Source organism: Gemmatimonadaceae bacterium (genome assembly GCA_036003045.1).
In the GTDB taxonomy this organism is placed as follows: domain Bacteria; phylum Gemmatimonadota; class Gemmatimonadetes; order Gemmatimonadales; family Gemmatimonadaceae; genus JAQBQB01.
On record DASYSS010000050.1, the window covers coordinates 36695 to 57690 of the forward strand.

Genomic DNA, 20996 nt, shown 5'->3' on the forward strand with positions numbered 1-20996 from the left:
ATCTCCACCATAGGGCGTGTAGTGTAGACCACCACGAGAGGGGTGTCAAGCAAAGTCCTGACGCGAAGTTACGCGATGATGACCACAACATTACGGACAGGTTAAGACGGCGTCGATTCCGTCCGATCGCTCCCAGATTCCGGCGGCTCGTCCCCGCGCAAGAGAGCCTCGATCGCGCTCTCGCGCGCCGCCACTTCCGCCACCCGGTCAGCCTCCACGAGAGCCGCCATGCGACGACGGTCGCGCTGCGCCCTCAACACGTAGAGCGGGACGATGATCACGAGCAACAACAGGCCCGCGAGCGTCACGTCGCCGACCAACGCGAGACCACCGTATCGGCGCCGCGTCTGTTGCTGCCAGCGCTGCTCGAACTCTGCCATTGTCATGCCGTACGTCAAACGGACCGCACGTTCCATCGACGCCTCTTGCTTCCACGTCGCGAAAAATCTCGAGAGGCCGTGCGCCGTGTCGAGCGACGCCAGTTGATCCACCGCGCCGTACGCCAGCGCGTACGCCGTCTGCGCCGTCGTCGCTCCCTCGAAGAACTCGCTGTCGAGCTCATCGAAGCTCGGCGTTCCCTTGATGACCAGCGCGAGGTTCGCCGCCAGCGCGTCGGCGCGGCCGGTCTCGCGCGCGGAATAGCTCGCGTACCCCTCGTCGAACCAGCGTGGCGAGAGGTCGCCCAGATACTCGTGGAGGGCCAGGTGTGCGAGCTCGTGGCGAAACACCTCTCGCGGATCGCCCGCGTCGGCGCCGGCCCCGCGTCCCTGCATCACGATGCGGCGCGAGTCGGGGAACGCGACCGCGGCTCCCCACTCCGGCGCGTGGGGCCCCACCCACTCGCGAAACCGGCGCCGGTCCGGCGCGATCGCCAGAAGCACATGTTGCGTCGGCCGCGGGAGACCGGGAAACGTGTCGTGCGCGATGGCGAGCGCGATCAGCGACTGCGCGAGCGTCTGCTCGCTCGGATAGAACAGCGCGGTGAATCGCGCTCGATCGAGGCGGAGCGGCGCGTCCTGCGCGCCGGCACTACGCGTCGGGAGAATCCCTGAAAGCGCGAACGCGGCGAGCGCGAGCGCGCGGCGAACAGTCAGGGCACGCCGCCGGCGGCCACCGTCTCGATGGCCTCGACGCAGCGCTTTCCCCATGGATTGAACTTGTTCGCCGCAAATCCGGCCTGCCACGTCGACGTCGCCTTGTCACGCTGCGAGTTGAACCAATACGCGCGCCCGAGCTCGAAGTACGCCTCGATGAGGTTCGGTCCCAGAATCAGCGTCTTCTGGAAGAACGTCTGCGCGTCCTCGAACATCTCCCGCTCGAGATAGACCAGGCCCAGATAGAAGTGCGCGTACAGCGTCGCCTTCTTGTCGTTGTCGAGCCGGATCGCCCTCGAGAGATGTTCGATCGCCTCTCCAAAGATACGCTTCTTGAGGCAGATGTAGCCGAGGTTCACCCGCGCCAACGCGTTAATCGGCTCCCGAACCAGAACGCGCTGGAAGCTGACGAGCGCGTCGTCGTACCGGTCCTGGAGCATCAGCGACCAGCCGAGGAGGGACTCGGCCTGGGGATCTCCCGGCGACAGCTCGAGCGCCTTCGTGAGCATCGTATCCGCCTCGGCGTACTCGCCGGCCGAGATCTTGTGCCATCCCTTCTCGATGAACGTCGACGCGCCGAGATGGTCGCTGTGCACGGCGGCCGGCTTGGCGCCGTCGAGATGCGGAGCCACGGCGGCGGTGTTCGCGCGCACGCCCTTCCATTTCTCGACCAGCGCCAGGACCTCGTCGCGGAGCGCGCCGAGCTCGCGGTACTCCTGGTCGATGGTCTTGAACAACGCGCCGATGTCCGCCTTGAGCGCATCGAGCTTCGCGCCGGCGTCCGGTTCCTCGAGTCGCGCGTCGAGCAGCGCGCGTCGCGCGCGCAGCCCATCCATCACCGCTTCAGTCAACCGCGGCATCCCCCACGCCCCAGTCCTGCGACGCGTGTTCGACAACGATGCGGTCGGCGTTCCACATCACGCGATCCACGTCGAGCACGACAACGAGTTGGTCGCGCACCTTCGTGACGGCGCGCACGACGTCGGTCGCCACTCCCTTGAGGAGCGCCGGCGGCGGCGACATCGACTCCGCCGGTACGACCGCCACCTCGAGCACGGCGTCCACGATCGCCCCGACGCGCCCGTTGCTCGTGTTCAGCACGAGCGTGCGCGTCTCCGGCGTGATCGTGGCTTCGGCCAGTTCGATGCGGCGGCGCAGGTCGATCACCGGGATCACTTCGCCGCGATGTTCGGTGACGCCCTCGACCCACTTCGGGACGTCAGGCACACTGTTCGGCGGCGAATAGCGCAGAACGCGATCCACCGCCAACACGTCGGCGGCGAAAAGGTCGACGCCGAGCTGGAAGATCACGAGCTTCACTCCGCCGGCCGCGCCAAATGCGGTTCCGCTGGTCTTCATGTGGTCTCTTCTCCTGGCGTCGTCGCCAGCACACCGTCGAGCAACGCGCGCACGTCCAGCACCCCGATCAACTCCGACCCGCGCAGCACCAGGCCCATGAGCGCGCCGTCGGAGCCGTCGCTCCCGGGCACGCCGCGCAGCTCGGACTCGCCGATCGTGATGGCGTCGTACACGTCGTCAACGGCCAGGCCGACGCAGTGGCCGCCGCCGGGATTGAAGACGAGCGTCGCACCCGCCGTCGACTCGGCGCTCGAATCCGGCGCGACATCGGAGGGCGCGCGATTCCCTGCCCCCGACACGCCCAAAAGTGCGAGCGGGTCGTAGACCGAGAGCAACTCTCCGCGCAGCGTCGCGACGCCGCGAACGTGTTCCGGCGCGTCGGGCATTCGTTGGAGCTCCGGGGACTCGATGACTTCGGCGACTGCCGGCAGCGAGACGGCGAAGCGTTCACTGCCAACCCGGAAGACGAGAACTCGCGCCACGCCGTCACGGAACATGGCCGACCTCCTCCATCACCATGCGGCCGATGACCCGCCCGATTTCCGGCAGCGGCGCGATGCAATCGGCCCCCGCGAGCTGCAGCGCGGCACCCGGCATCCCGAAGATCGTCGCGGTCTCGCGATCCTGAATCACGGCCCGGCCGCCCGCGGCGCGAATGGCGCGAGTTCCGTCGGCGGAGTCGCGCCCCATGCCGGTGAGCACCACGGCCAGCACCGAGGATCCGAACACTTGCACGGCCGAGTGAAAGAGCAGATCCGCCGCGGGGCGCACACCCCAGACGGCGGGCCTCTCGTCGAGGGCGATGATGGGACCCGCGCCGTCGTCGCGGACGGTCATGTGCTGTCCGCCCGGCGCGACGTACACACGCCCATGCACGACCGACTCCCCTTCCTCGGCCTCGGCGATACGGATCGGACACATCGAGTCGAGCCGCTGCGCGAAGCTCTTCGTGAATCCGCGCGGCATGTGCTGCACGATGAGCACCGCCGCCGGAATCGCCCGCGGCAGATGGGGCACGATGGCGGCGAGTGCGCGCGGTCCTCCCGTGGAGGCCGCGATCACCACCGCGCTCGACGCCGGCGGGCCGGCCGGCGCGACGCGCTCCACGAAGATCGGCGTGCGCCGCTGGAGCTGGCGCAATCCGACGGGGTTCGCGGCGGCGGCGGCGCGGAGCGCGTCGAGCAACCGGGGCGCGATCGTCGCGAGATCGAGGCTGATCGCGCCGGAGGGCTTGAGCACGAAATCCACCGCTCCGAGCTCGAGAGCGCGGAGCGTCGCGGCTTGCCCGCCCTTGGTCGTTCCGGCGCTCAGCATCACGACAGGACGCGGCGCTTCGCTCATGATGTAGCCGAGCGCGCCGAGCCCGTCGAGCTCCGGCATGTCCACGTCGAGCGTGATGATGTCCGGATTGAGCGCGTGCACGAGCGACAACGCTTCGTTGCCGTCGCGCGCGACGCCGGCGACCTCGAATTCCCCCGATTCCTCGAGGATCTGCGAGATCAGCCGCCGCATGAAGGCGCTGTCGTCGACGACGAGGACGCGGCGCTTAAAGGACACGCGACCCCTTTCGCACCGACCGCACCTCGAGTCGGCCGTCGGCGAGGTGGAAGTAGACGCTGCGACCGTGGTCGCTTCCCACGTCTTCGCCGACGATCTCGATGCGGCGCGACGCGAGCGCCTCGCGCACGGCGGCGACATTCCGCTCGCCGATGTTGATCCCCCCCCCGCCGGCCGATGAGAAATTGCTGAACATGCTGGCGCCGCCGGCGATCTTCGCGCGGATGCGAATCGGCATGGCGCCGAGCTTCTGCATGTGCTCGACCAGGAGCGGAACGGCCGTGGCCGGGAACTTCGCCGGGTTCGACCGGTCGCGGGACATGGCCTGGTCGGGCAGCAGGACGTGCGCGAGCCCGCCGACGCGCGCCACCGAGTCGTAGAGCGCGATGGCGACGCACGAGCCCAACCCGACGGTCGTGATCAGGCCGTCGGCGGCCACCGCGTAGTCGGCGACCTTCACCCGCAGCTCGTAGGAATCGGCGATCATTTGCGGCGGAAGATGCGTTCGCGCGCGTCGACGGCGACCAACCTGGCGCGCGCCGGCCCGAGCACGGTTTCGACTTTGCCGAGCAGCAGGAAGCCGCCCGGCGCGAGCGCGTCGTGGAACATTTCGAACAGCCGCGTTTGCGTGTCGCGGTCGAAGTAGATCAGCACGTTGCGGCAGGCGATCAGGTGAAAGGGGCCGCCCGCCGGCGGGCCGTCGGTGAGGAGGTCGCGTTTCTCGAACCGCACCATGCCGCGGACCGACGGCGAGAGAGTGAACGGCGCGCTCGACGAGAAATAGCGCGCTCGAAGATCGGCCGGCGTGTCGGCGAAGTCTGGTTCGGAGAACTGGCCGTGCCGCGCGGCCGTCAGCGAGCGACGGTCGATGTCGGTTCCCACCACGTCGACGCGTGACAGCCGCGAGAGCGCTTGTTGCTCGTCGGCATGCCGATGAAAGAGCACGGCGAGCGAATAGGGCTCGTGTCCTGAAGAGCAACCGGCGCTCCAAACGCGAATCGTCGACAGCGGCGCCGACCAGAGCGCGGGCACCACGTGCGTCGAGACCGCGCGATACGCATCCCAGTTTCGGAACAGCTTCGTGACGTTGATCGTGAGGGCGTCGAGCAGGCGGTCGTACTCCGACGCGTCGTCGTCCAGCACGCGCGAGTACTCGCTGTAGGTATGCACGCCGCGAGCGCGCATCCGCACCGCGATGCGCCGCTGCAGACACTTTTCCTTGTAGCTCGCGCAGCCGAATCCCCGTTCGTCGGAGATCTTGCGCGTCAGGGCGAGAAAGTCGCCGAGGGCCCGGTCGACCATCAGTACGCCTGCCGCACGGATTCGAGGTTCGATCGAACGATCGCGTTGTCCGGGTCGAGCTCGAGGGCTCGCTCCCAACAGCGCAACGCCTCCTCGCGCTCCATTCGCCGCAGGCGAATGTTCCCGAGCTTGAGGTAGGTGTCCGGCCCGATTTCCGGATTGGCGCGCGTCGCGCGCGAGTACGCCTCGAGCGCCTCGTCATAACGTCCGGCGCGATAGCGCAGGTCGCCGATGTTCTTGTGCACGTGCGCGACGCCGGCGTCCTCGTGCAGCCCGCGCTCGGCGGCGGCGTACGCCCCGTCGTAGTCGCCGAGCCGTTCCTTGACCGCCGCGAGGTTGTTGTGGAGTGTCGCGGCGTGCGGGTACGCCGACACGCCGTCGGCGAGGACCGACGCCGCGCGCTTGCTGTCGCCGACGAGCGCCGCGGCGAGCGCCGCGAAATGGAACCACGCCGGCGTCGGCGGCTTGGCGCCGAACAACGCTCGCGCGGCGGTCAGGACTTGGTCGGCCGTGCCGAGATCTCCCGTGAGAAGGCACACGACGCCAAGCGACGTCTGCACGCGCGGATCCTTGGCCGCGCCCCGTTCGATCGCCGTATTCAACGCGGTGCGCGCCTCGTCGTAGCGGTGCTGCTGCTCGAGCACGAACGCCAGGTTGTGGAACACGGCGGGCTTCGCGCCCGGCACCGTCGTGCACTCCCTCAGCGCCGCCGACGCCTCTTCCCATTTCGCTTGCCGCGCGAGCACGAGCCCGATGTAATAACGTGCCCCGCTATCTCCCGCGCGAAGCTCGACGACGCGGCGAAACTCGCGCAGCGACTCGTCGAACATTCCCGTCTTGAAGAACGCGACGCCGAGGTTGCGGTGCTCCTCCGCTCGGCCGTACGGGGCCGCGGCGGGAGCCGGCGCCGTCTTGCCGATGCGATGGATGAAGCCCGCGTTGAGCAGCCCGAGCAGCGCCTTGCCGACCTCGAATTCGACGAGCCCCGTCGCGTCGATGATTTGCTGCACGTCGCGCATGCCGTCGACCTGCTCGAGCACGCACGTCTGCTCGTCCGTGAGCTCGGCGTCGCTCTTCAGAATGCGGTTGCGATCCGCTTCGAAGATCAGGTCGAAGCTCGGAATCTTCTTTTCGACGAGGCTCCACTCGTCCACGCGGCGGGCGCCCTCGAGGAGCAGCGACTCGGGGTTGATCGACACGAGCTGGTCCTGACCCTCGGGCGCGACGTCGGCCTCGAAGTTGAACGTGCCGTGGTGCCACGTGAAAAGGAAATACACGGCCTCGCGAATCTGCACGTCCACCGCCTCGCGCAGCTGGTCGGCGCTCACGGCGCCCTGTTCCACGAGCAGGCGGCCGAGCGGCGTATCGGAGCGCTTCGCCTGCGCGTCGAGCGCGAAGTCGAGCTGCACCTGCGACACGACGCCGGTCTTGACGAGCATGTCGCCCAGACGGTCGCGCCGATTGACGACCGAGGCGTAGCAGATTCGCCCCTTGTCGAAGTAGATGTAGCCGAAGCTCGTGCGGTGCGTGATGCTGAGGCACCCGGTCTTCTTGCCCATCGCCAGGAGCTGCAGCACGTCCGGGAGGCTCGCCTCCTTGAGGTTTCCGCGGATCGCCATCAGCCGCCCCCGTGCCCCGTCGAGAGAGGTCGCGTCATGGCGCCTCCTCGATCAATCGGGCCGCGGGATCCGGCCACTGCCAGATCACCTTCTCGCGGTCGAGGAAGAACGGATCGCTCGCCGCCTTGAGCGCCGCGGCGCGCGCCGGCTCCGTCTCGTCGGGTTCGAGCGAGGCGCGGATGAAGCCGATCGTCACGGGCACCGCGGCGACTTCGGCCGACGCCACGATGCGATTGGCGATGCCGATGATCTCGCGTACGCTCGACACCGCGCGCTCGGCGAGATAGCCGATCATCTCCGCGTTCGGTTCGACGCCGAGATCGCGGAGGTAGCGGGCGTAGAGACGTTCCCGGAGTGAACGATCGGGCGCCTGCATCGGGACGACGAGCCCGCCCTCGAATCGCGAACGCAAGCGGTCCTCGAGCCCCGACAACTCGCGCGGCGGCCGGTCGCTCGCCAGCACGAGTTGCTTGCCCTCGGCGTACAGCGAATTGAAAACGTGGAAGAGCTCTTCCTGCGTGCGCTCTTTCCCGGCGACGAACTGCACGTCGTCCAACAGCAACGCCGACGCGGCGCTGTAGCGGGCGCGCCAGCGATCGACCGTCCCTTCCTGCAAGGCCGCGATCAACTCGTCGACGAAGAGTTGCGCCGGCACGCACGCGATCGATCCGCGACCCGCCGTCGTCGGGAGCAGCCCGTGACCGATCGCGTTCAGCAGATGCGTCTTCCCGACGCCGCTCGGACCGTGGACGAACAGCGGGTTGTAGCGCGCCCCCGGCGCGCCGACGACGGCGTCCGCGGCGCGCACCGCCATCTGGTTGCTCCCGCCGACCTCGAAGCCGGAACGCGTGAACGCGGACGACGGCCCCGGCGGCGGCGACGCCACGCGAAGCGCCCGCTCGAGCACCTGCTCCGCCTCGTCGAGACGGGCCGGGTCGCGGAACGCCGGATGGATCGCCATCGACGCGTCGGCGCGCGCGGTCAGTCGCTCCAGCTCGCGCAGCCGCGCGACGCGGCCCTCGAATTCGCGGAGAAAGGACTCGACGCCGTTCGCCGGCGCGCTTTCCTGGAGTGCGCGCTCGAGGCTCGCGGTGCGATAGCCCTCGCTCGACCAGTATCCGATCGCCTCGGAAACGCGCTGCCGCCATTGCTCGACGTGCTGCGCGACCGCCGACGCGATGTCCGTGAGAAAGCTGGCGAACTCGCCGCTCGGCCGCGGCGGCGTCGAGCGCCGTCGCCGTTCGGCGAGATCGCCCAGCACCGTCATCACGTTGTCGACGGACACCGGTTCGCCGCCGAGCGCCTGGAATGCGATCAGGCGGTTGAGCGCGCCTTGCAGCTCGCGGATGTTGTCGAATTCCAGGCGGCCGACTTCGTCGATCACACCGGCGCGGAAGCGCACGCCGCGCTCTTCGCACTTCGCTTTGAGAATCGCCATGCGCGTCTCGAAATCCGGCGCGCCGATGTCGACGATCAACCCGCCGGCGAGCCGCGTGATGAGACGCTCGTCCACGTCGGCGATCTCCGCCGGGGGCCGGTCGCTCGTCATGACGATTTGCCGGCCGTCGCCTTGCAGCGCGTTGAAGATTCGCAGCAGCTCGCTCTGCGTCTCTTTGCGCGACGTGAGGAACTGGATGTCGTCGATCAGCAGGACGCCGATGCCGAGGTAGCGCGACTTGAACGCGTCGACCGCGCCGTCGGCGATCGCCGCGTGCAGCTCACCGACGAACTCGTCGAGCGTCACGGCGGCAACGGTGAGCGACGGCCGCCGTTGCGCGACATGGTGGCCGATCGCGCTCATGAGATGCGTCTTGCCGAGTCCCGACCCGCTGTAGACGAAAAGCGGGTTGTACGCCGTACCGGGCGCCTCGGCCACCGCGTGCGCGGCCGCGACGGCCAGTCGATTCGACGAGCCGACGATGAAGTTGTCGAAGCGGAGCTTCGAGTCGAGCTGCATGGTCGCCCGTTACCCGGCGCGCGCCGTCACGCGCGCGGTGGCCGTCGGCGACCCGGCGCTGAGACGTTTGAGGACGAGCTCGGAGATGGAGCGCAGCGTCTCGAAGACGCCCGGGCCGTGGAGCGCGTCGGCGGAGAATTCGGGGACGCCGCGAAAATTGAGCGCGTCGGACAACGTGCCGGCCTCGAGGATCAACTCGCTCGGCAGGTCCTGCTTGTTGTACTGGATCACGAGCGGCACGGCGCGAGCGTCCACGCCCTGGTCGCCGAGGTTGGCGTGGAGGTCCTGAAAGCTCTCGATGTTCTCGTCGAGCTGGCGCGCCTGGCTGTCGGCGACGAAAACGACGCCGTCGGCGCCTTGGAGGACGAGCTTGCGCGTGGTCTGATAGTAGACCTGTCCGGGGACGGTGTAGAGCTGAAAGCGGGTGGTGAAGCCGGAGATGGTGCCGAGGTCGAGCGGGAGGAAATCGAAGAACAGCGTGCGGTCGGTTTGCGTCGCCAACGACACCATCTTCCCCCGCCGGTCCGCGGGGACCTGCTCATAGATGTAGTGCAGATTCGTCGTTTTTCCGGACCGCCCGGGTCCGTAATAGACGATCTTGCACGTAATCTCTCTGGTGGCGTAGTTGACGAGGGACATCAGTAAATATTAGTTGGTGTATTTATTGTCTCAACAATTCACGAAGTTTCTTTAGTTGGCGATTGAGCATTCTCATTTTCTGATCACCGGCCACCCGGCGGCTGGCCGCCTCGTCCCTCCCAGCGATCGCGCGGGCGGAACAGCGCGGCGAGATTGCGATTGAGCTCGGCCTCGAAGCCGCCGGCCAGGGCCGCCGTGGGCGCGGGCGGCGCCTCCAGCGACGCCGCCGCCAGCTCCCGGACGAGCTCCTCGAAGTAGATCCGGATCAGGCCAAGCGACGTGTCCTCGCCGAAGACCGTGAAGCAGATGTACGAACCGCGCGACGTCTCGAGCGGCGCCAGATACATCTGCTTCTCCTGGCCGCCGAAGTGCAGGCCGCCGAACGCGCGACCGTCGACCTGGCGCCCCAGCTCTCCCGCCGTCGCGTGGACCGCCGACGCCAGCGCGCACGCCGTCATCACGTCCACTTCGCGCGTGAAGCCGGCCTGCGCCAGCACCTGCCCCGTGGGATGGAGCAGCAGCGCGAGCCGCGCGCGCGCGTCGTCGACGAAGCGCCTGAGCGGCGCTTCGACCCACGGCTCGACGGCGGCGATTTTCATGCGATCAGCTCCAGGGCCTTGAACAGTTCCATCCGAATCAGCCCCACGTTCGCCGCGGGGTCGGCCACCGTCACGATCACGAGGTCGGTCCCCGCGCCGGCGACGCAAATGCGGCCCCGTTCCGCGTCGAGCTGCAAGAACGTCACCGCCCCCAGCTGGGCGGCTTTCGCCGACAAACGCGCCTTGCGATACACGGATGCGGCGAGCGCCGCTACGCGCTCGCCATCCTGGCCGAACCGGAGACTGGAATCGATCACGAGACCGTCTTTTTCCGAGACGATCAAGCTCGCCCGCACGCCACGCTGGCGTGTGAGGGTTTCGAGGACGGGGCGGAGCGACGCGCTCATTGGGTCACCTTCCCGTCCCCGTCCGCCGCACCCTTCCGCAACCACGCCGACGCGCGGACCGAACACCGATCCAGCAGGCGCCGGAGAAGGCCCAGCGGGGTGACCTTCGACGCCGCGACGACCAGCAGCCCGCCGTCCTCGCTCGGCGACATGGCGACGACCGTTCCGCGAGTCTCGAACGTGATCGAGCGCCACTCGCCGACGTCGAGGTATTTCGTCGATCGGCGCACCTCGTCCGAGATGCCGCTGAGCTGCGCCCCCACGTCCTGCGACACGTCGGCGCCCTGCGCGTCGATGTACACGCCGGCAAGCACCAGTCCATTCGCGTCGAGCAGAAGCGCAGTCTGTCCGTCGTCCACGAGCAGCGTCGCGAACAACCGGCGTGAATCGTTCGTGCGCTCCGGCGGCACGTACGCGGCCGGGTTCGCGGCCGGGTTCGCGGCCGGGTTCGCGGCCGCGTTGACGGCGATCGCCGCGTAGCTGCCCGAGGCATGGCGGACCGCGCGCAGCGCGCTCGCGACGGAGGTCCCGTCGGTCGCCGCCGCATCCGTGAGATAGCGCTCGGCGTCGTCCACGCGCCCCTGCTGGAAGCTCAGATAGCCGAGCCCTTTGAGCGCGCCGGGGTGGCCGGGCACGAGACGCAGAACCGCGTTCCATTCGTCCCGCGCGCGAGCGAAGTCGCGACGGTCCACGGCGATCCGCGCGAGAAGGTCGTGCGCGTCGGCATTGTGCGGATGCCGCTCGAGACCGCGGAGCGCCACCTTGTGCGCCAAATCGAGCTGCTGCTGCCGGCGCAGCGCGTCACCGAGTTGGAGGAACACGAGGCTCCCCGGCTCGCGCGCGAGCTCTTCGCTCCAACGGCGGACGTCGTCAGCCATTGACGTTCACCGCAAGCACACGTTCGAGCCGCGCGAGCGCCTCGACTGCGTCGCGAGCCTCGGGCGCAACCACGCCCGTCGGCGCGCGCCGCAGCAGTTGCTCGACCGCCGCGCGCGCCGCGCTCACCTGCGCGGCGACGCCGGTCGGCAAGAAGTCCAACGTATCGGGCGGCGCCGGCATGGGCGACGGCTCCGGTGCACGCCGGATCGCCACGACGCCGGTCGTCGCCAGTCCGTACGCGATCTTGGCAGTCTCGAATTCGTCGCGGCCGAGCAGCGCGGCGATCGCCCGCAGGTCGCGATCGCCGTCGATCATCGTGAGGACCTGCCACTCGTGTGGCAGCAGATCGAGCGTTGGTCCGCCCGCGCCGTCGCCCGCCCGGTCGTCGGCCACCGGCGCCAGCTCGGGGACGACGTCGACGCTCGGCACGACGTCGGCGATGCGCGACCACTCGTCGATGCGCCGCGCCCCTTCCATCAACAGCGATTCGGTCGACACGGCGATGCGCGTGTCGTGGGGCAACGCTTTCCGCGCCCGCTCCTCGAAGGAGAAGAAGCCTTCGCGCCACGACATGAGCTCGAACACCACGCTCTCGATCTGCAAGCGGAGTTGTCGCTCCAGCTCGCGCTGTGTGATCGCGCCGACGCGCACGAGTGAGTCGACGATGGTGAGGTCGCCGCCCCGCGCGTCGCCGCCGGCGCTGTGCGCGTGGTCGAGGTCGGCCTGCGTGATCCGTCCCGCTTCCAGGAGCACGAGCTCGATCGGCACGCTCTTGCTGCGGATCGACGCGTGCACGACGCGCCCGTCGTCGAAGTGCACGACGCCTTCGTCCTCGCGCAGCTTCGACGACACGCAGAGCATCCCCGTCTTCCGGCTCAAGTCGAGCAGCTGGAAGACGTCGTGGATGCCGAGCTCGCGAAGTGGGCCTTCGATCGCCATCGTCAGCTCGCCCGCAGAGTGAGGATGCGTTGCAGATCGGACGCGCTGCGCAGATCTCGCCGCGCGCGCCGGGCAAATGCCGACCCGGGATCGAGCGCGATCACCTTGCGCCAACGGTCGGACGCTTCGCGGAACCGGTGCTGCTCGGCGAGGAGCTTGCCGTCGAAGTACACCGCGCCCACGTTGTCCGGGTCGAAGCGCAGCACGCGTCCGAACGCCAGGCCGGCGTCGCGATGCCGCGACAGTTCCATGAGCACTTCGCCGAGCGCGATGAGCGCGTCGAAGTTGTACGGATCGCGGTGCAGCAGCTCGATGAGCAGCGGCATCGCGTCCCCCGGGCGGCCGAATCGGCGCCGCAGCTCGGCGAGCGCGAGGGTCGCTTCGGCGTACGTCGGCACGGCGTCGAGCGCCGCGACGAGCTCCCGCTCGGCTTCGCGATCGCGTCCCTGCGACTGGAGCAGCTCGGCCAGGCGGAAGCGCACGACGGCGAAATCCGCGTCGAGGTCGAGCGCCGCCCGGTACATGTCGATCGCGCCGTCGACGTCGCCGATCGACTTCGCGATGTCGCCGGTGCGGAGCAACACGTCGGCGCGGCGCGGCGCGACGCGTCGCGCGCGCGCCAGCAGCTCGATCGCCGACGCCGGATCTCCGGCGTCGGCGCAGGCGGCCGCCGCGAGCAGCAGCGCGTCGACGTCGGTGGGATCGCGGTCGACGAGCCGCTGCGCGATGGGGCGCGCCTCGCTGGCGCGGCCGAGCCGCAACAAAGCCAACGCTTCACCGGCGAGCGCCGACGAGCGCTCCTGGTCGAGCGAGAGCGCGGCGCGATAGCGCTCGAGCGCCTCGCCGAACAGTCCCTGCTTGGCGAAGACGTCGCCGAGGAGGGTCATCCCTTCGGCCCGGTCGTGGCCGCGCGACAGCGCGCGGTTGATCTCGACCGACGCGCGATCGTAGTAGCCTTTCGACAGATAGTCCGATGCCATCGAGAACGGCGACGTGTCGCTCGCGTGTCTGGCGACGGGCGCTTCCGTCTGAGCCGCGGTTCCGGGAACGAGCTCGGTGAACAGCGTGTCGAGCGACCCCGGATCGAAGTCGAAATCGGCGACGACCTCCTCGGTCTGATGCGCGCCACCCAGGTCCGGCGTGACGGTGAGGTCGGGATCCTCGTACTCCACGTCCATCGCCAGCTCGAACTTCTGGGGGACGTAGTACGGGTCCAGCTCGAGGGCGCGCTTGGTCTCGCGAAGCGCGCCCTCGAAGTCGCCGAGGTTCGACAAGGTGAAGCTCATGTTGTAGTGCGCCTCGGCGAAATCGGGGCGCGCCTGGATGGCCCGGGCGAACGCGTTGCGCGCTTCCTCGTACTTGTGCAGTTCGGCCAGCACCAAGCCGACGCCGTTCCACGCCACCGGATGTTCCGCCGCGGAGCGCAACACGGTGCGGTAGGCGTCGAGCGCCTGCTGGAATTTCTTCGCGCGGCTGGCGAGGAGCGCGAGGTTGAGTCGCGCTTTCACGAACTCCGGACGGTGCGCGAGCGCGGCGCCGAAGACGGCGAGCGACTCCTCGGCCGAGCCCCCGTGATAGAGCGCCACGCCGAGGTTGTTCTGCGCGATCGCGTACGACGGCTCTTCGTCGAGCGCGCGACGGTAGCTCGACTCGGCGTCGGCAAAGCGGCCCTCTTGATGCAGCGCGACGCCGCGCTCGTTCCACAGTTTCGGACTGTGGGGCTGTCGATGCAGCAGATCGTCGTACAGGGCGATCGCTTCGCCCGGCTGGCGCAGCAGAAGGTGGACCTCGGCCATCGCCTGCAGCACGAGGTCGCGGTCCTCGCCCCGGTCGAGCGCGACGCCGTACTCGCGCATCGCTTCCGCGTAGTATCCCTTGCTCCGGAATGCGAGGCCCAGGTTGTAGTGGGCCAGCTGCCCGTCGACCGACACCTGCAGCTCTCGCTTCGCCGGCGCCGCGTCGCGGCTGGCGCGCTGTTGCTCCAGCGAGAGATTGGCGTGCGCGCGCGACAGTGTCGGGTTCAGCTTGATCGCGCGGCGCGTCGCCGCCTGGGCATCCTCGTGCCGTCCGATGTCTCCGAGCACGAAGCCCATGAGGTACAGGGCGTCGTGATTCTCCGGGTTCAGCTCGATCGCGCGCTCGAGCGCGCGGAGGGCATCTTCATTCAGCCCCCTGTGATATAGAATCTCGCCGAGCGTGAACCGGAGCAGCGAGCTGTCCGGGTCGCGGACCAGCGCGCGCTCGATGCACTCCTGCGCGCGTTCCATGTCGCCCGCGTTCTTTTCGGCAAGCGCGAGCTGCAATAGCGCGGCGACGTCGTTGGGCGCGTACTTCAACAAAGCGCGAAACTCCTCGGCAGCTTCTTCCTGCTTGCCGAGGAGTGAGAACGTGCGCCCGAGCTCCCAGCGCGCGTCGCGGTCGTCGGGACATTGCCGCAGGCGCTCGCGCAATTCGGGGACGCGCGTGTCGTAGTAGCCGGTGTTGAAGTAGGCGATCTCGAGGTTCTTCTGCGCGACCTGCATCGTGTGGTCGAGCTCGAGCGCCTTCATGAACGCGGCGACGGCTTCCTGGTACAGCCCCTTGTTGTAGTACAGCACCCCGAGGTTGTTGTGCGCGCCGGCGTCCGACGGATTGATCCGCCGGGCGAAGGAGCGCAACACCTCGCGGTCGCGTTCCGACGTCAGGGGTGACCCCGGGAACATGATCACGCGACGCGGATCGCCTTGAGAATCGCGCTGAGCGACGCGGTGTCGGGCAGAAGGAGGAAGAAGCCGCGCAGCTTCTCCTCGGACTGGTTCAACACGAACTCGCTCTCGACGCAGAACACGAAGTCCTTGTCGCCGCCGAACTGGACGTAGGTCGTCGTGAGCACGGCATCGGACATGTCGATCGCCAGCGACGGCGGCGACGGGATCAACATCATCCCCATGAAATCGCTCAGCGCGTTCATGTACGCCGAGCTGAGGATGTTGCCCGCCTCCTTGATCGCCGACTGCTGCATGACCGAAAAGTCGTCGGTCGTCTCCCGGCGGCGGAGCAGCAGCTCGGCGAGACGCAGCGCCGTGCGCCGCGGGAACACGAGCAACGTGCGGCCGGTGAGGTCGCCGAGCATGTGCATCAACACGGCGGCGACCGGCTCGTCGGGCGTCGTGATGTGCGGCGGCACCTCTTCCAGCTTCGCGACGTTGATCGTCGGCACGCTGATCATGATCGTCTCGCCGATCATCTGCGACAGCGCGGTCGCCGCGTGTCCCGCGCCGATGTTCGCCACTTCGCGGAGCGCGTCGAGTTGCAGCTCCTTCAATGCCATGAGGTCTTCCATACGAGTCCTTTAAAGGAGGCTGCTGACGTCGACAATGAGGGACGGCCGGCCGTCGCCGAGAAGCGTCGCGCCCCCGAAGAACGGCGGACCGTCGCGGACCGCGTCATACTGTTTGACCACGATTTCTTCCTGCCCCGTGAGCTCGTCGATGACGAGACCGGCCCGGCGGTCGCCAAGGTCGATCACCACGACGTGCTCGAGATCGATCTCCGTCGCCGCCGTGTACGCCGGGAGACCGACCAACGACCGCAACCGAAGCAGCGGCAGCACTTCGTCCCGCGCGAGCAGGACTTCTTTTCCTTTGACCGTCCGCAAGACGTCGGGCACCAGCTCGACCGTCTCGCTCACGTGCGCGAGCGGGATCGCGTAGGTCTCGCCCCCGACGCGCGCCAGGAGCGCGCGCATGATGGCGAGCGTCAGCGGCAGCCGGATCAGCACCGTCGTTCCCTGCCCCGGCACCGACCGGATGTCCATCGCGCCGCCGAGCGCGCGCACTTTCGTGTAGACGGCGTCGACGCCCACGCCGCGGCCGGAAAGGCCCGTCACCTTTTCCGCCGTCGAAAAGCCGGGGCGCGCCAGGAGGCGAAGCAGCTCGTCCTCGGTGAGGTCGGTCTTCGCCGCATCGACGAGACCGTCGCGCTTCGCGCGCTCGAGGACGCGCTCGCGGTCGATGCCTTTTCCGTCGTCGCTGACTTTGATCACGACCGCCGACCGGTCGCGGACCGCGCTGAGCACGAGGCGTCCGACCGCCGGCTTTCCGGCGGCGGCGCGCGCGTCGGCCGGCTCGATGCCGTGGTCCACCGCGTTGCGCAGCAAGTGCACGAGCGAGTCGGCGATCTCGTCGAGCATCGACCGATCGAGCTCGATGTCCTTTCCCTCGATCACGAACTCGACCGGCTTGCCGACGGCGCGCGCCGCGTCGCGCACGACGCGCGGGAACCGGTCGAACACCTGCGACACGGGAACCATGCGGCTCGCCGTGATCTCGTCGCGCAACTCGGTGATCAGCCGCGACGACTGCATGACCGTTTCTTCCAGCGGCAGGTCGCCGAGCTCGGTCGCGAGCTGGGTGAGGCGCCCGCGGGCGATCACCAGCTCACCGATGAGGTTCATCAGCGCGTCGAGACGGCGCACGTCGATGCGCACCGAGCGCACGCGCCCCGTCTCCGATCTCGCGTCGCCGCTCGGGGCGGCGGGGATTCCCTGCGCGGGCGTGAGCGTCATCGCCGACAACGCCGCCATGTCGTGCGCCGGCGTCATCGTGAGTGCCGGCATTCCCCAAGCCGGCGTCGGCGCGGCCCACGCGCCCGACGCGCGCGGCTCGCCGATCTGAACGTCGAGGACGTCGCCGACGGCGCGGGCGACGCGTTCGATCTCCGCCGCCGGTTGCGACGTCACGAGCCGCACCGAAAACTCGTTGTCGAAGTCCTCGTTCTGCAGGGCGGCGATCGCCGGTGCCGTCGAAACGATCTCGCCGAGCGTCGCCAACGCTTGCACGATCAGGAACGCGCGCACGCCGCGAAGCGGTGTTTCCGGCTGCAACGAGATCCGCACCAACTCTCCGATTTTTCCGGACGTCTCGGACGGCGGCGGCGACGCGGATGGGGGCGCGACGGGCGCCGCGCCCGGAGCCGCGGTCAGCGCGCGGAGCGCGGCGATGAGATCCGGCGGAACGGTCTCGCCCTCGCGTCCCGCGACCGCCGCCTCGACGGCCTGCTCGAGCACGTCGGCGGAGCGGAACAGCGTGTCCATGATCGTCGTTTCGATCGACAACTCGCCGCGGCGCACGCAGTCGAGAACCGTCTCGAGCTCGTGCGCGAGATCGGCGACGGGCGAGTAGCCCATCGTCGCGGCCATTCCTTTGATCGTGTGGACGGCGCGAAAAATCTCACCGACCGCCGAGGCAGCGCCGGGACCGGTCGAATCGCGCTCGAGTTGCAGCAGCGATTGATTGACGGCGGCGACGTGCTCTCGGCTCTCGGTGAGAAAGAGCTGCGCGTATTCGCGGTTATCCACGGCGCTGGGGTCGCACGAGGACGTCCGTGCTTAGCCGAGGACGCGTTGAACCGCTTCGAGAACGCGACTGGGTTGGAACGGCTTGACGACGAAGTCCTTCGCGCCGGCTTGGATCGCTTCGACGACGAGCGCCTGCTGCCCCATGGCGCTGCACATGAGAATCTTCGCGCCGGGGTCGAACTTGCAGATCTCGCGCACGGCATCGATGCCGCCCATGTCCGGCATGACGATGTCCATCGTCACGAGGTCCGGACGGAGCTCGCGGTACTTCTCCACCGCCTGAAGTCCCGTCTCGGCTTCGCCGACGATCTCGAACCCGGCCTGGGTGAGAATGTCCCCGACCATGGTGCGCATGAAAATGGCGTCGTCGCAGACCAACACTCGTTGATTCAAGAAAGCCTCCCCTCCCGAAGACCTAGGACAGCAGCACTTGGCGAATGAGAGCGGCCAGATCGAGCACCACCAGCGGTGCGCCGTCGAGCGTTGCCACGCCACGCACGAGATCTCCCGCCGCCTTCGACGCGCCCGAGCAGTCGACCTCGAGCTGGCGAACGTCGGCGACCTCGTCCACCACTACCCCGACGAGGCGGTCTCGGTGACGGACGAGCAGAATGGATCCCTCGGTGGCGGGCTCGGCTGACGGGTCGAGCCGGACCCCCAGGTCTAGTATCGTCACGATGGTGCCGCGGACATTGATCAAGCCGCGCACGAACGCGGGTGCGCCCGGGAGACGGGTGATCTCGCCCATCGGGATCAGCTCTCTCACGTCCGCGCCATCGGCACCAAACACCGTCTTCCCCGCGCGGAATGTCAGCGCGGAGGTGAGCGTGGTGTCAGGGGTCGACGCGATAGAAGTCAAAGCGATCGAGTGGGTCTGAGTCTGCGGCGATTGGCTCGGAGCCGGCGGCGACTCCGAGAGCCCGGTGGAGCTCTTCCGGCAGCGGCGAGCGCAGATCCACCAGGTCCCCGGACACCGGGTGCCTGAAGATCAGCCAGGCCGCATGCAGGAAGTGACGTCGCGGCGGGAGGCCCACGAGCTTGCGACCACCGCCACCGCCATAAGTGTCGTCACCAACGACCGGATGGCCGATCGACGCGACGTGCACCCGGATCTGATGCGTGCGACCGGAGTGCAGGTGCGCCCGCAACAGGTCGGCGGAGTCGAAGCGCGCGAGCCGTGTGAGATCCGTCCTCGCCGGCCGTCCTGTAGAGACGACCGCCATGCGCTTTCGGTCTCGGGGATCCCGTGCAACAGGCCTGTCGATCGTGACCCGATCCTGGGCCAAATGGCCCCAGGTCAGGGCCGCGTATCGGCGGACGATTTGGCGGGCCTGGAGTGCGGCTCCGAGCACTTTGTGAGCGCGGTCACTTTTTGCCACGAGGAGGAGGCCGGAGGTCTCCTTGTCGAGGCGGTGGACGATGCCTTCGCGCCCACTGTCCGACCCGGCTGACAGGGACGTTCCTCGCCCCTTTAGCGCGTTCACGAGCGTGCCGGACCAGTTGCCCGGCGCCGGATGCACGACCATCCCCGCCGGCTTGTCGATGACGAGGACGTCGTCATCCTCGAACACCACCGCGAGCGGAATCGATTCGCCGAGCACGGGGCGGGTCGCCGGCGGCGGCACGTCGACGTCGATCCGCTCCCCGCTCGTCGCGCGGTAGCTCGCGCGTTCTCGCCGACCGCCGACGAGCACCTGCCCGTTGGCGATCAAGGTCGCGGCCTGATTTCTGGAGATCCCGAGGTGCTGCGCGACCAGGAGATCGAGGCGCGGCGCGTCGTCCGGCGAGTCGAAGCGCCGGCGCCCGCTTTCCGTCACTGCGCTCCGGGGGAGGATTGATCTCGCATGGGCTGATCGCGCATGGCCGCTTCGCCCGCGGCCAGCGCGAGTTTCTCGCGGTCCTCGCGCCAGAGGATGAACGCGAGCGTGATCGCGCCGATCGTCACCGCGGAGTCCGCGACGTTGAACGTCCAGAAGCGAACGTTGCCGACCCCGATATCGATGAAATCGACGACGCCTCGGCTGCCGCGAAGCCGGTCGACGAGATTGCCGGCGGCGCCGCCCCACGCCAGGCCCAGCGCGAGCACGCGAACCCAGTCGCCGCTCTTCGTCGATCGATAGAGCCACCAGAGCACGACGAGCGCGACGACGGCGAGTCCGCCGAAGAAGTAGCGCGACTTGTCGCCGACCGACATGCTGAAGGCGGCGCCGGGGTTGAACGCGAGCCTGAAGCGGACGACGTCGCCGATGATGCGACTCGGCACGCCTTCGAGCAGCTTGGCGACGACGAGCTTCTTGGTGATGAAGTCGAGCACGACGACCGAAACAGCCGCGGTCCAGAACACGAGGCTGTTTCTCGATCGCGAAGCGTTCATGTCGTACCGGATGTCGTGCGGGAAATGCTACGAGAGCTCGCGCGTGTCGGCTGAAACCGGAACGGGCGTCGGAGCGCCCGCGGCCTGCGTTTCGGCATCCTCACCCCACAGGACCCAGGCGAGCACAAAAGCGCCGATGCTCACCGCCATGTCGGCGACGTTGAACGTCGGCCATCGCGAATCGCCGAACCCGATGTCGATGAAATCCACCACGCCGACCCGCGACGTGATGCGGTCGATCAGGTTGCCGATGGCGCCGCCGCAGACCATCGCCAGCGCCATCGAGCGCATGGCGTCGCCGCGACGCGTCGACGTGTACAGAAACCCGAGGATCACCAACGCCACGATCGTCAGCGCCATGAAGATCCATCGCGACTGCGAGCCGAGGTGCAATCCGAACGCCGCGCCTGGATTGCGCACCAGCGTGAATCGAACCCAATCGCCGAACACTTCGTGAGGGAGTCCCTGCGGCAGGAGCCGCCGCGCGGCGAGGTACTTCGTGCCGAAGTCCACCGCTGCGATCGTGCACAGCACCGGCCAGAAGAGTCCCGCGTTCCCGTGTTCGGTACTTCCGTTACTTCTTTGCATCTTCCTCGCGCTGCTTGCAGTTGATGCAGTAGCGTGCGTGTGGTAGTGCGTCGAGTCGATCGTACGCAATCTCGTTGCCGCACTGGTGGCACTTGCCGAAGTTGTCCGGATCACGATAGAGGCGGCGAAGCGCCTCGTCGATATGCCACAGGAACCGGCCTTCTTGGCTCGCGAAAAGGAACGCCTTTTCGCGCTCCATCGCATCGGTACCTTGGTCCGCCATGTGGAACGAGTAGCTGCTCAGGTCGCCGTCCGCCGATTGCGGCGTGGCGCCGAACGCTTCGTCGGCGCGGCCCAATTCCTTGAGGACTCGCCTTCGCTCGTCGAGCAGACGCTTCTCGAAATGCTGAAGCATCTTCTTGCTCAGCCCCTTCACCTTCTTCGCGCTGTTCGCGGTTGCCATTG

The 20996-nt window shown here is 68.2% G+C and carries 23 protein-coding genes; all 23 read right to left on the minus strand.

Annotated features, from left to right (window positions below):
- Nucleotides 1-101 precede the first annotated feature (101 nt).
- Entirely contained in the window at nt 102-1148 is a 1047-nt protein-coding gene (locus tag VGQ44_12910) for a hypothetical protein (GenBank protein HEV8447721.1), read from the minus strand.
- Entirely contained in the window at nt 1091-1954 is an 864-nt protein-coding gene (locus tag VGQ44_12915; GenBank protein ID HEV8447722.1) for a tetratricopeptide repeat protein, read from the minus strand. Before VGQ44_12915 ends, VGQ44_12910 begins: the two co-directional genes overlap by 58 nt.
- On the minus strand, nt 1938-2453 hold the full coding sequence (locus VGQ44_12920; GenBank protein ID HEV8447723.1) for a chemotaxis protein CheW: 516 nt from the start codon (nt 2451-2453) through the stop codon (nt 1938-1940). Before VGQ44_12920 ends, VGQ44_12915 begins: the two co-directional genes overlap by 17 nt.
- The gene (locus tag VGQ44_12925) at nt 2450-2950 is read right to left on the minus strand and encodes a chemotaxis protein CheW (GenBank protein HEV8447724.1); all 501 of its coding nucleotides are present in this window, start codon (nt 2948-2950) and stop codon (nt 2450-2452) included. The genes VGQ44_12920 and VGQ44_12925 overlap by 4 nt, the downstream gene beginning before the upstream one ends.
- Nucleotides 2940-4010 (minus strand): chemotaxis response regulator protein-glutamate methylesterase, encoded by a 1071-nt coding sequence (locus tag VGQ44_12930; GenBank protein ID HEV8447725.1) that lies wholly within the window; start codon nt 4008-4010, stop codon nt 2940-2942. The genes VGQ44_12925 and VGQ44_12930 overlap by 11 nt, the downstream gene beginning before the upstream one ends.
- Complete coding sequence (locus VGQ44_12935; protein ID HEV8447726.1) at nt 4000-4497, minus strand: chemotaxis protein CheD; 498 nt, start codon at nt 4495-4497, stop codon at nt 4000-4002. The genes VGQ44_12930 and VGQ44_12935 overlap by 11 nt, the downstream gene beginning before the upstream one ends.
- Complete coding sequence (locus VGQ44_12940) at nt 4494-5312, minus strand: protein-glutamate O-methyltransferase CheR (GenBank protein HEV8447727.1); 819 nt, start codon at nt 5310-5312, stop codon at nt 4494-4496. Before VGQ44_12940 ends, VGQ44_12935 begins: the two co-directional genes overlap by 4 nt.
- Entirely contained in the window at nt 5312-6931 is a 1620-nt protein-coding gene (locus tag VGQ44_12945; protein ID HEV8447728.1) for a DUF4388 domain-containing protein, read from the minus strand. Before VGQ44_12945 ends, VGQ44_12940 begins: the two co-directional genes overlap by 1 nt.
- Nucleotides 6932-6965: 34 nt before the next feature.
- Nucleotides 6966-8888 carry a DnaA/Hda family protein gene (locus tag VGQ44_12950; protein ID HEV8447729.1) on the minus strand — a complete coding sequence of 641 codons (1923 nt, stop codon included), beginning with the start codon at nt 8886-8888 and terminating at the stop codon, nt 6966-6968.
- A gap of 9 nt (nt 8889-8897) precedes the next feature.
- Nucleotides 8898-9527, minus strand: a complete 630-nt coding sequence (locus VGQ44_12955; GenBank protein ID HEV8447730.1) for a GTPase domain-containing protein — start codon at nt 9525-9527, stop codon at nt 8898-8900.
- Between the two features lie 83 nt (nt 9528-9610).
- A complete protein-coding gene (locus tag VGQ44_12960; GenBank protein HEV8447731.1) occupies nt 9611-10126 on the minus strand; it encodes a hypothetical protein in 516 nt (171 codons plus the stop codon).
- Nucleotides 10123-10473, minus strand: a complete 351-nt coding sequence (locus VGQ44_12965) for a roadblock/LC7 domain-containing protein (GenBank protein HEV8447732.1) — start codon at nt 10471-10473, stop codon at nt 10123-10125. The genes VGQ44_12960 and VGQ44_12965 overlap by 4 nt, the downstream gene beginning before the upstream one ends.
- Nucleotides 10470-11351, minus strand: coding sequence for a tetratricopeptide repeat protein (locus tag VGQ44_12970; protein ID HEV8447733.1), 882 nt, complete (start codon nt 11349-11351; stop codon nt 10470-10472). Before VGQ44_12970 ends, VGQ44_12965 begins: the two co-directional genes overlap by 4 nt.
- A complete protein-coding gene (locus VGQ44_12975) occupies nt 11344-12291 on the minus strand; it encodes a DUF4388 domain-containing protein (GenBank protein ID HEV8447734.1) in 948 nt (315 codons plus the stop codon). Before VGQ44_12975 ends, VGQ44_12970 begins: the two co-directional genes overlap by 8 nt.
- Nucleotides 12292-12293: 2 nt before the next feature.
- Complete coding sequence (locus VGQ44_12980; GenBank protein ID HEV8447735.1) at nt 12294-14993, minus strand: tetratricopeptide repeat protein; 2700 nt, start codon at nt 14991-14993, stop codon at nt 12294-12296.
- A gap of 2 nt (nt 14994-14995) precedes the next feature.
- On the minus strand, nt 14996-15601 hold the full coding sequence (locus VGQ44_12985; protein ID HEV8447736.1) for a chemotaxis protein CheC: 606 nt from the start codon (nt 15599-15601) through the stop codon (nt 14996-14998).
- 21 nt (nt 15602-15622) lie between these two features.
- Nucleotides 15623-17629, minus strand: a complete 2007-nt coding sequence (locus VGQ44_12990; GenBank protein HEV8447737.1) for a chemotaxis protein CheA — start codon at nt 17627-17629, stop codon at nt 15623-15625.
- A gap of 30 nt (nt 17630-17659) precedes the next feature.
- Nucleotides 17660-18022: a response regulator gene (locus VGQ44_12995; GenBank protein ID HEV8447738.1), complete on the minus strand. Its 363-nt coding sequence runs from the start codon at nt 18020-18022 to the stop codon at nt 17660-17662.
- Between the two features lie 22 nt (nt 18023-18044).
- On the minus strand, nt 18045-18488 hold the full coding sequence (locus VGQ44_13000; protein ID HEV8447739.1) for a chemotaxis protein CheW: 444 nt from the start codon (nt 18486-18488) through the stop codon (nt 18045-18047).
- The gene (locus VGQ44_13005; GenBank protein HEV8447740.1) at nt 18463-19446 is read right to left on the minus strand and encodes an RluA family pseudouridine synthase; all 984 of its coding nucleotides are present in this window, start codon (nt 19444-19446) and stop codon (nt 18463-18465) included. Before VGQ44_13005 ends, VGQ44_13000 begins: the two co-directional genes overlap by 26 nt.
- Nucleotides 19443-20003, minus strand: a complete 561-nt coding sequence (lspA, locus tag VGQ44_13010; protein HEV8447741.1) for a signal peptidase II — start codon at nt 20001-20003, stop codon at nt 19443-19445. Before lspA (VGQ44_13010) ends, VGQ44_13005 begins: the two co-directional genes overlap by 4 nt.
- Before the next feature lie 27 nt (nt 20004-20030).
- Nucleotides 20031-20537: a signal peptidase II gene (lspA, locus tag VGQ44_13015; protein ID HEV8447742.1), complete on the minus strand. Its 507-nt coding sequence runs from the start codon at nt 20535-20537 to the stop codon at nt 20031-20033.
- Nucleotides 20538-20577: 40 nt separating this feature from the next.
- A complete protein-coding gene (locus tag VGQ44_13020; GenBank protein HEV8447743.1) occupies nt 20578-20994 on the minus strand; it encodes a TraR/DksA C4-type zinc finger protein in 417 nt (138 codons plus the stop codon).
- Nucleotides 20995-20996 lie beyond the last annotated feature (2 nt).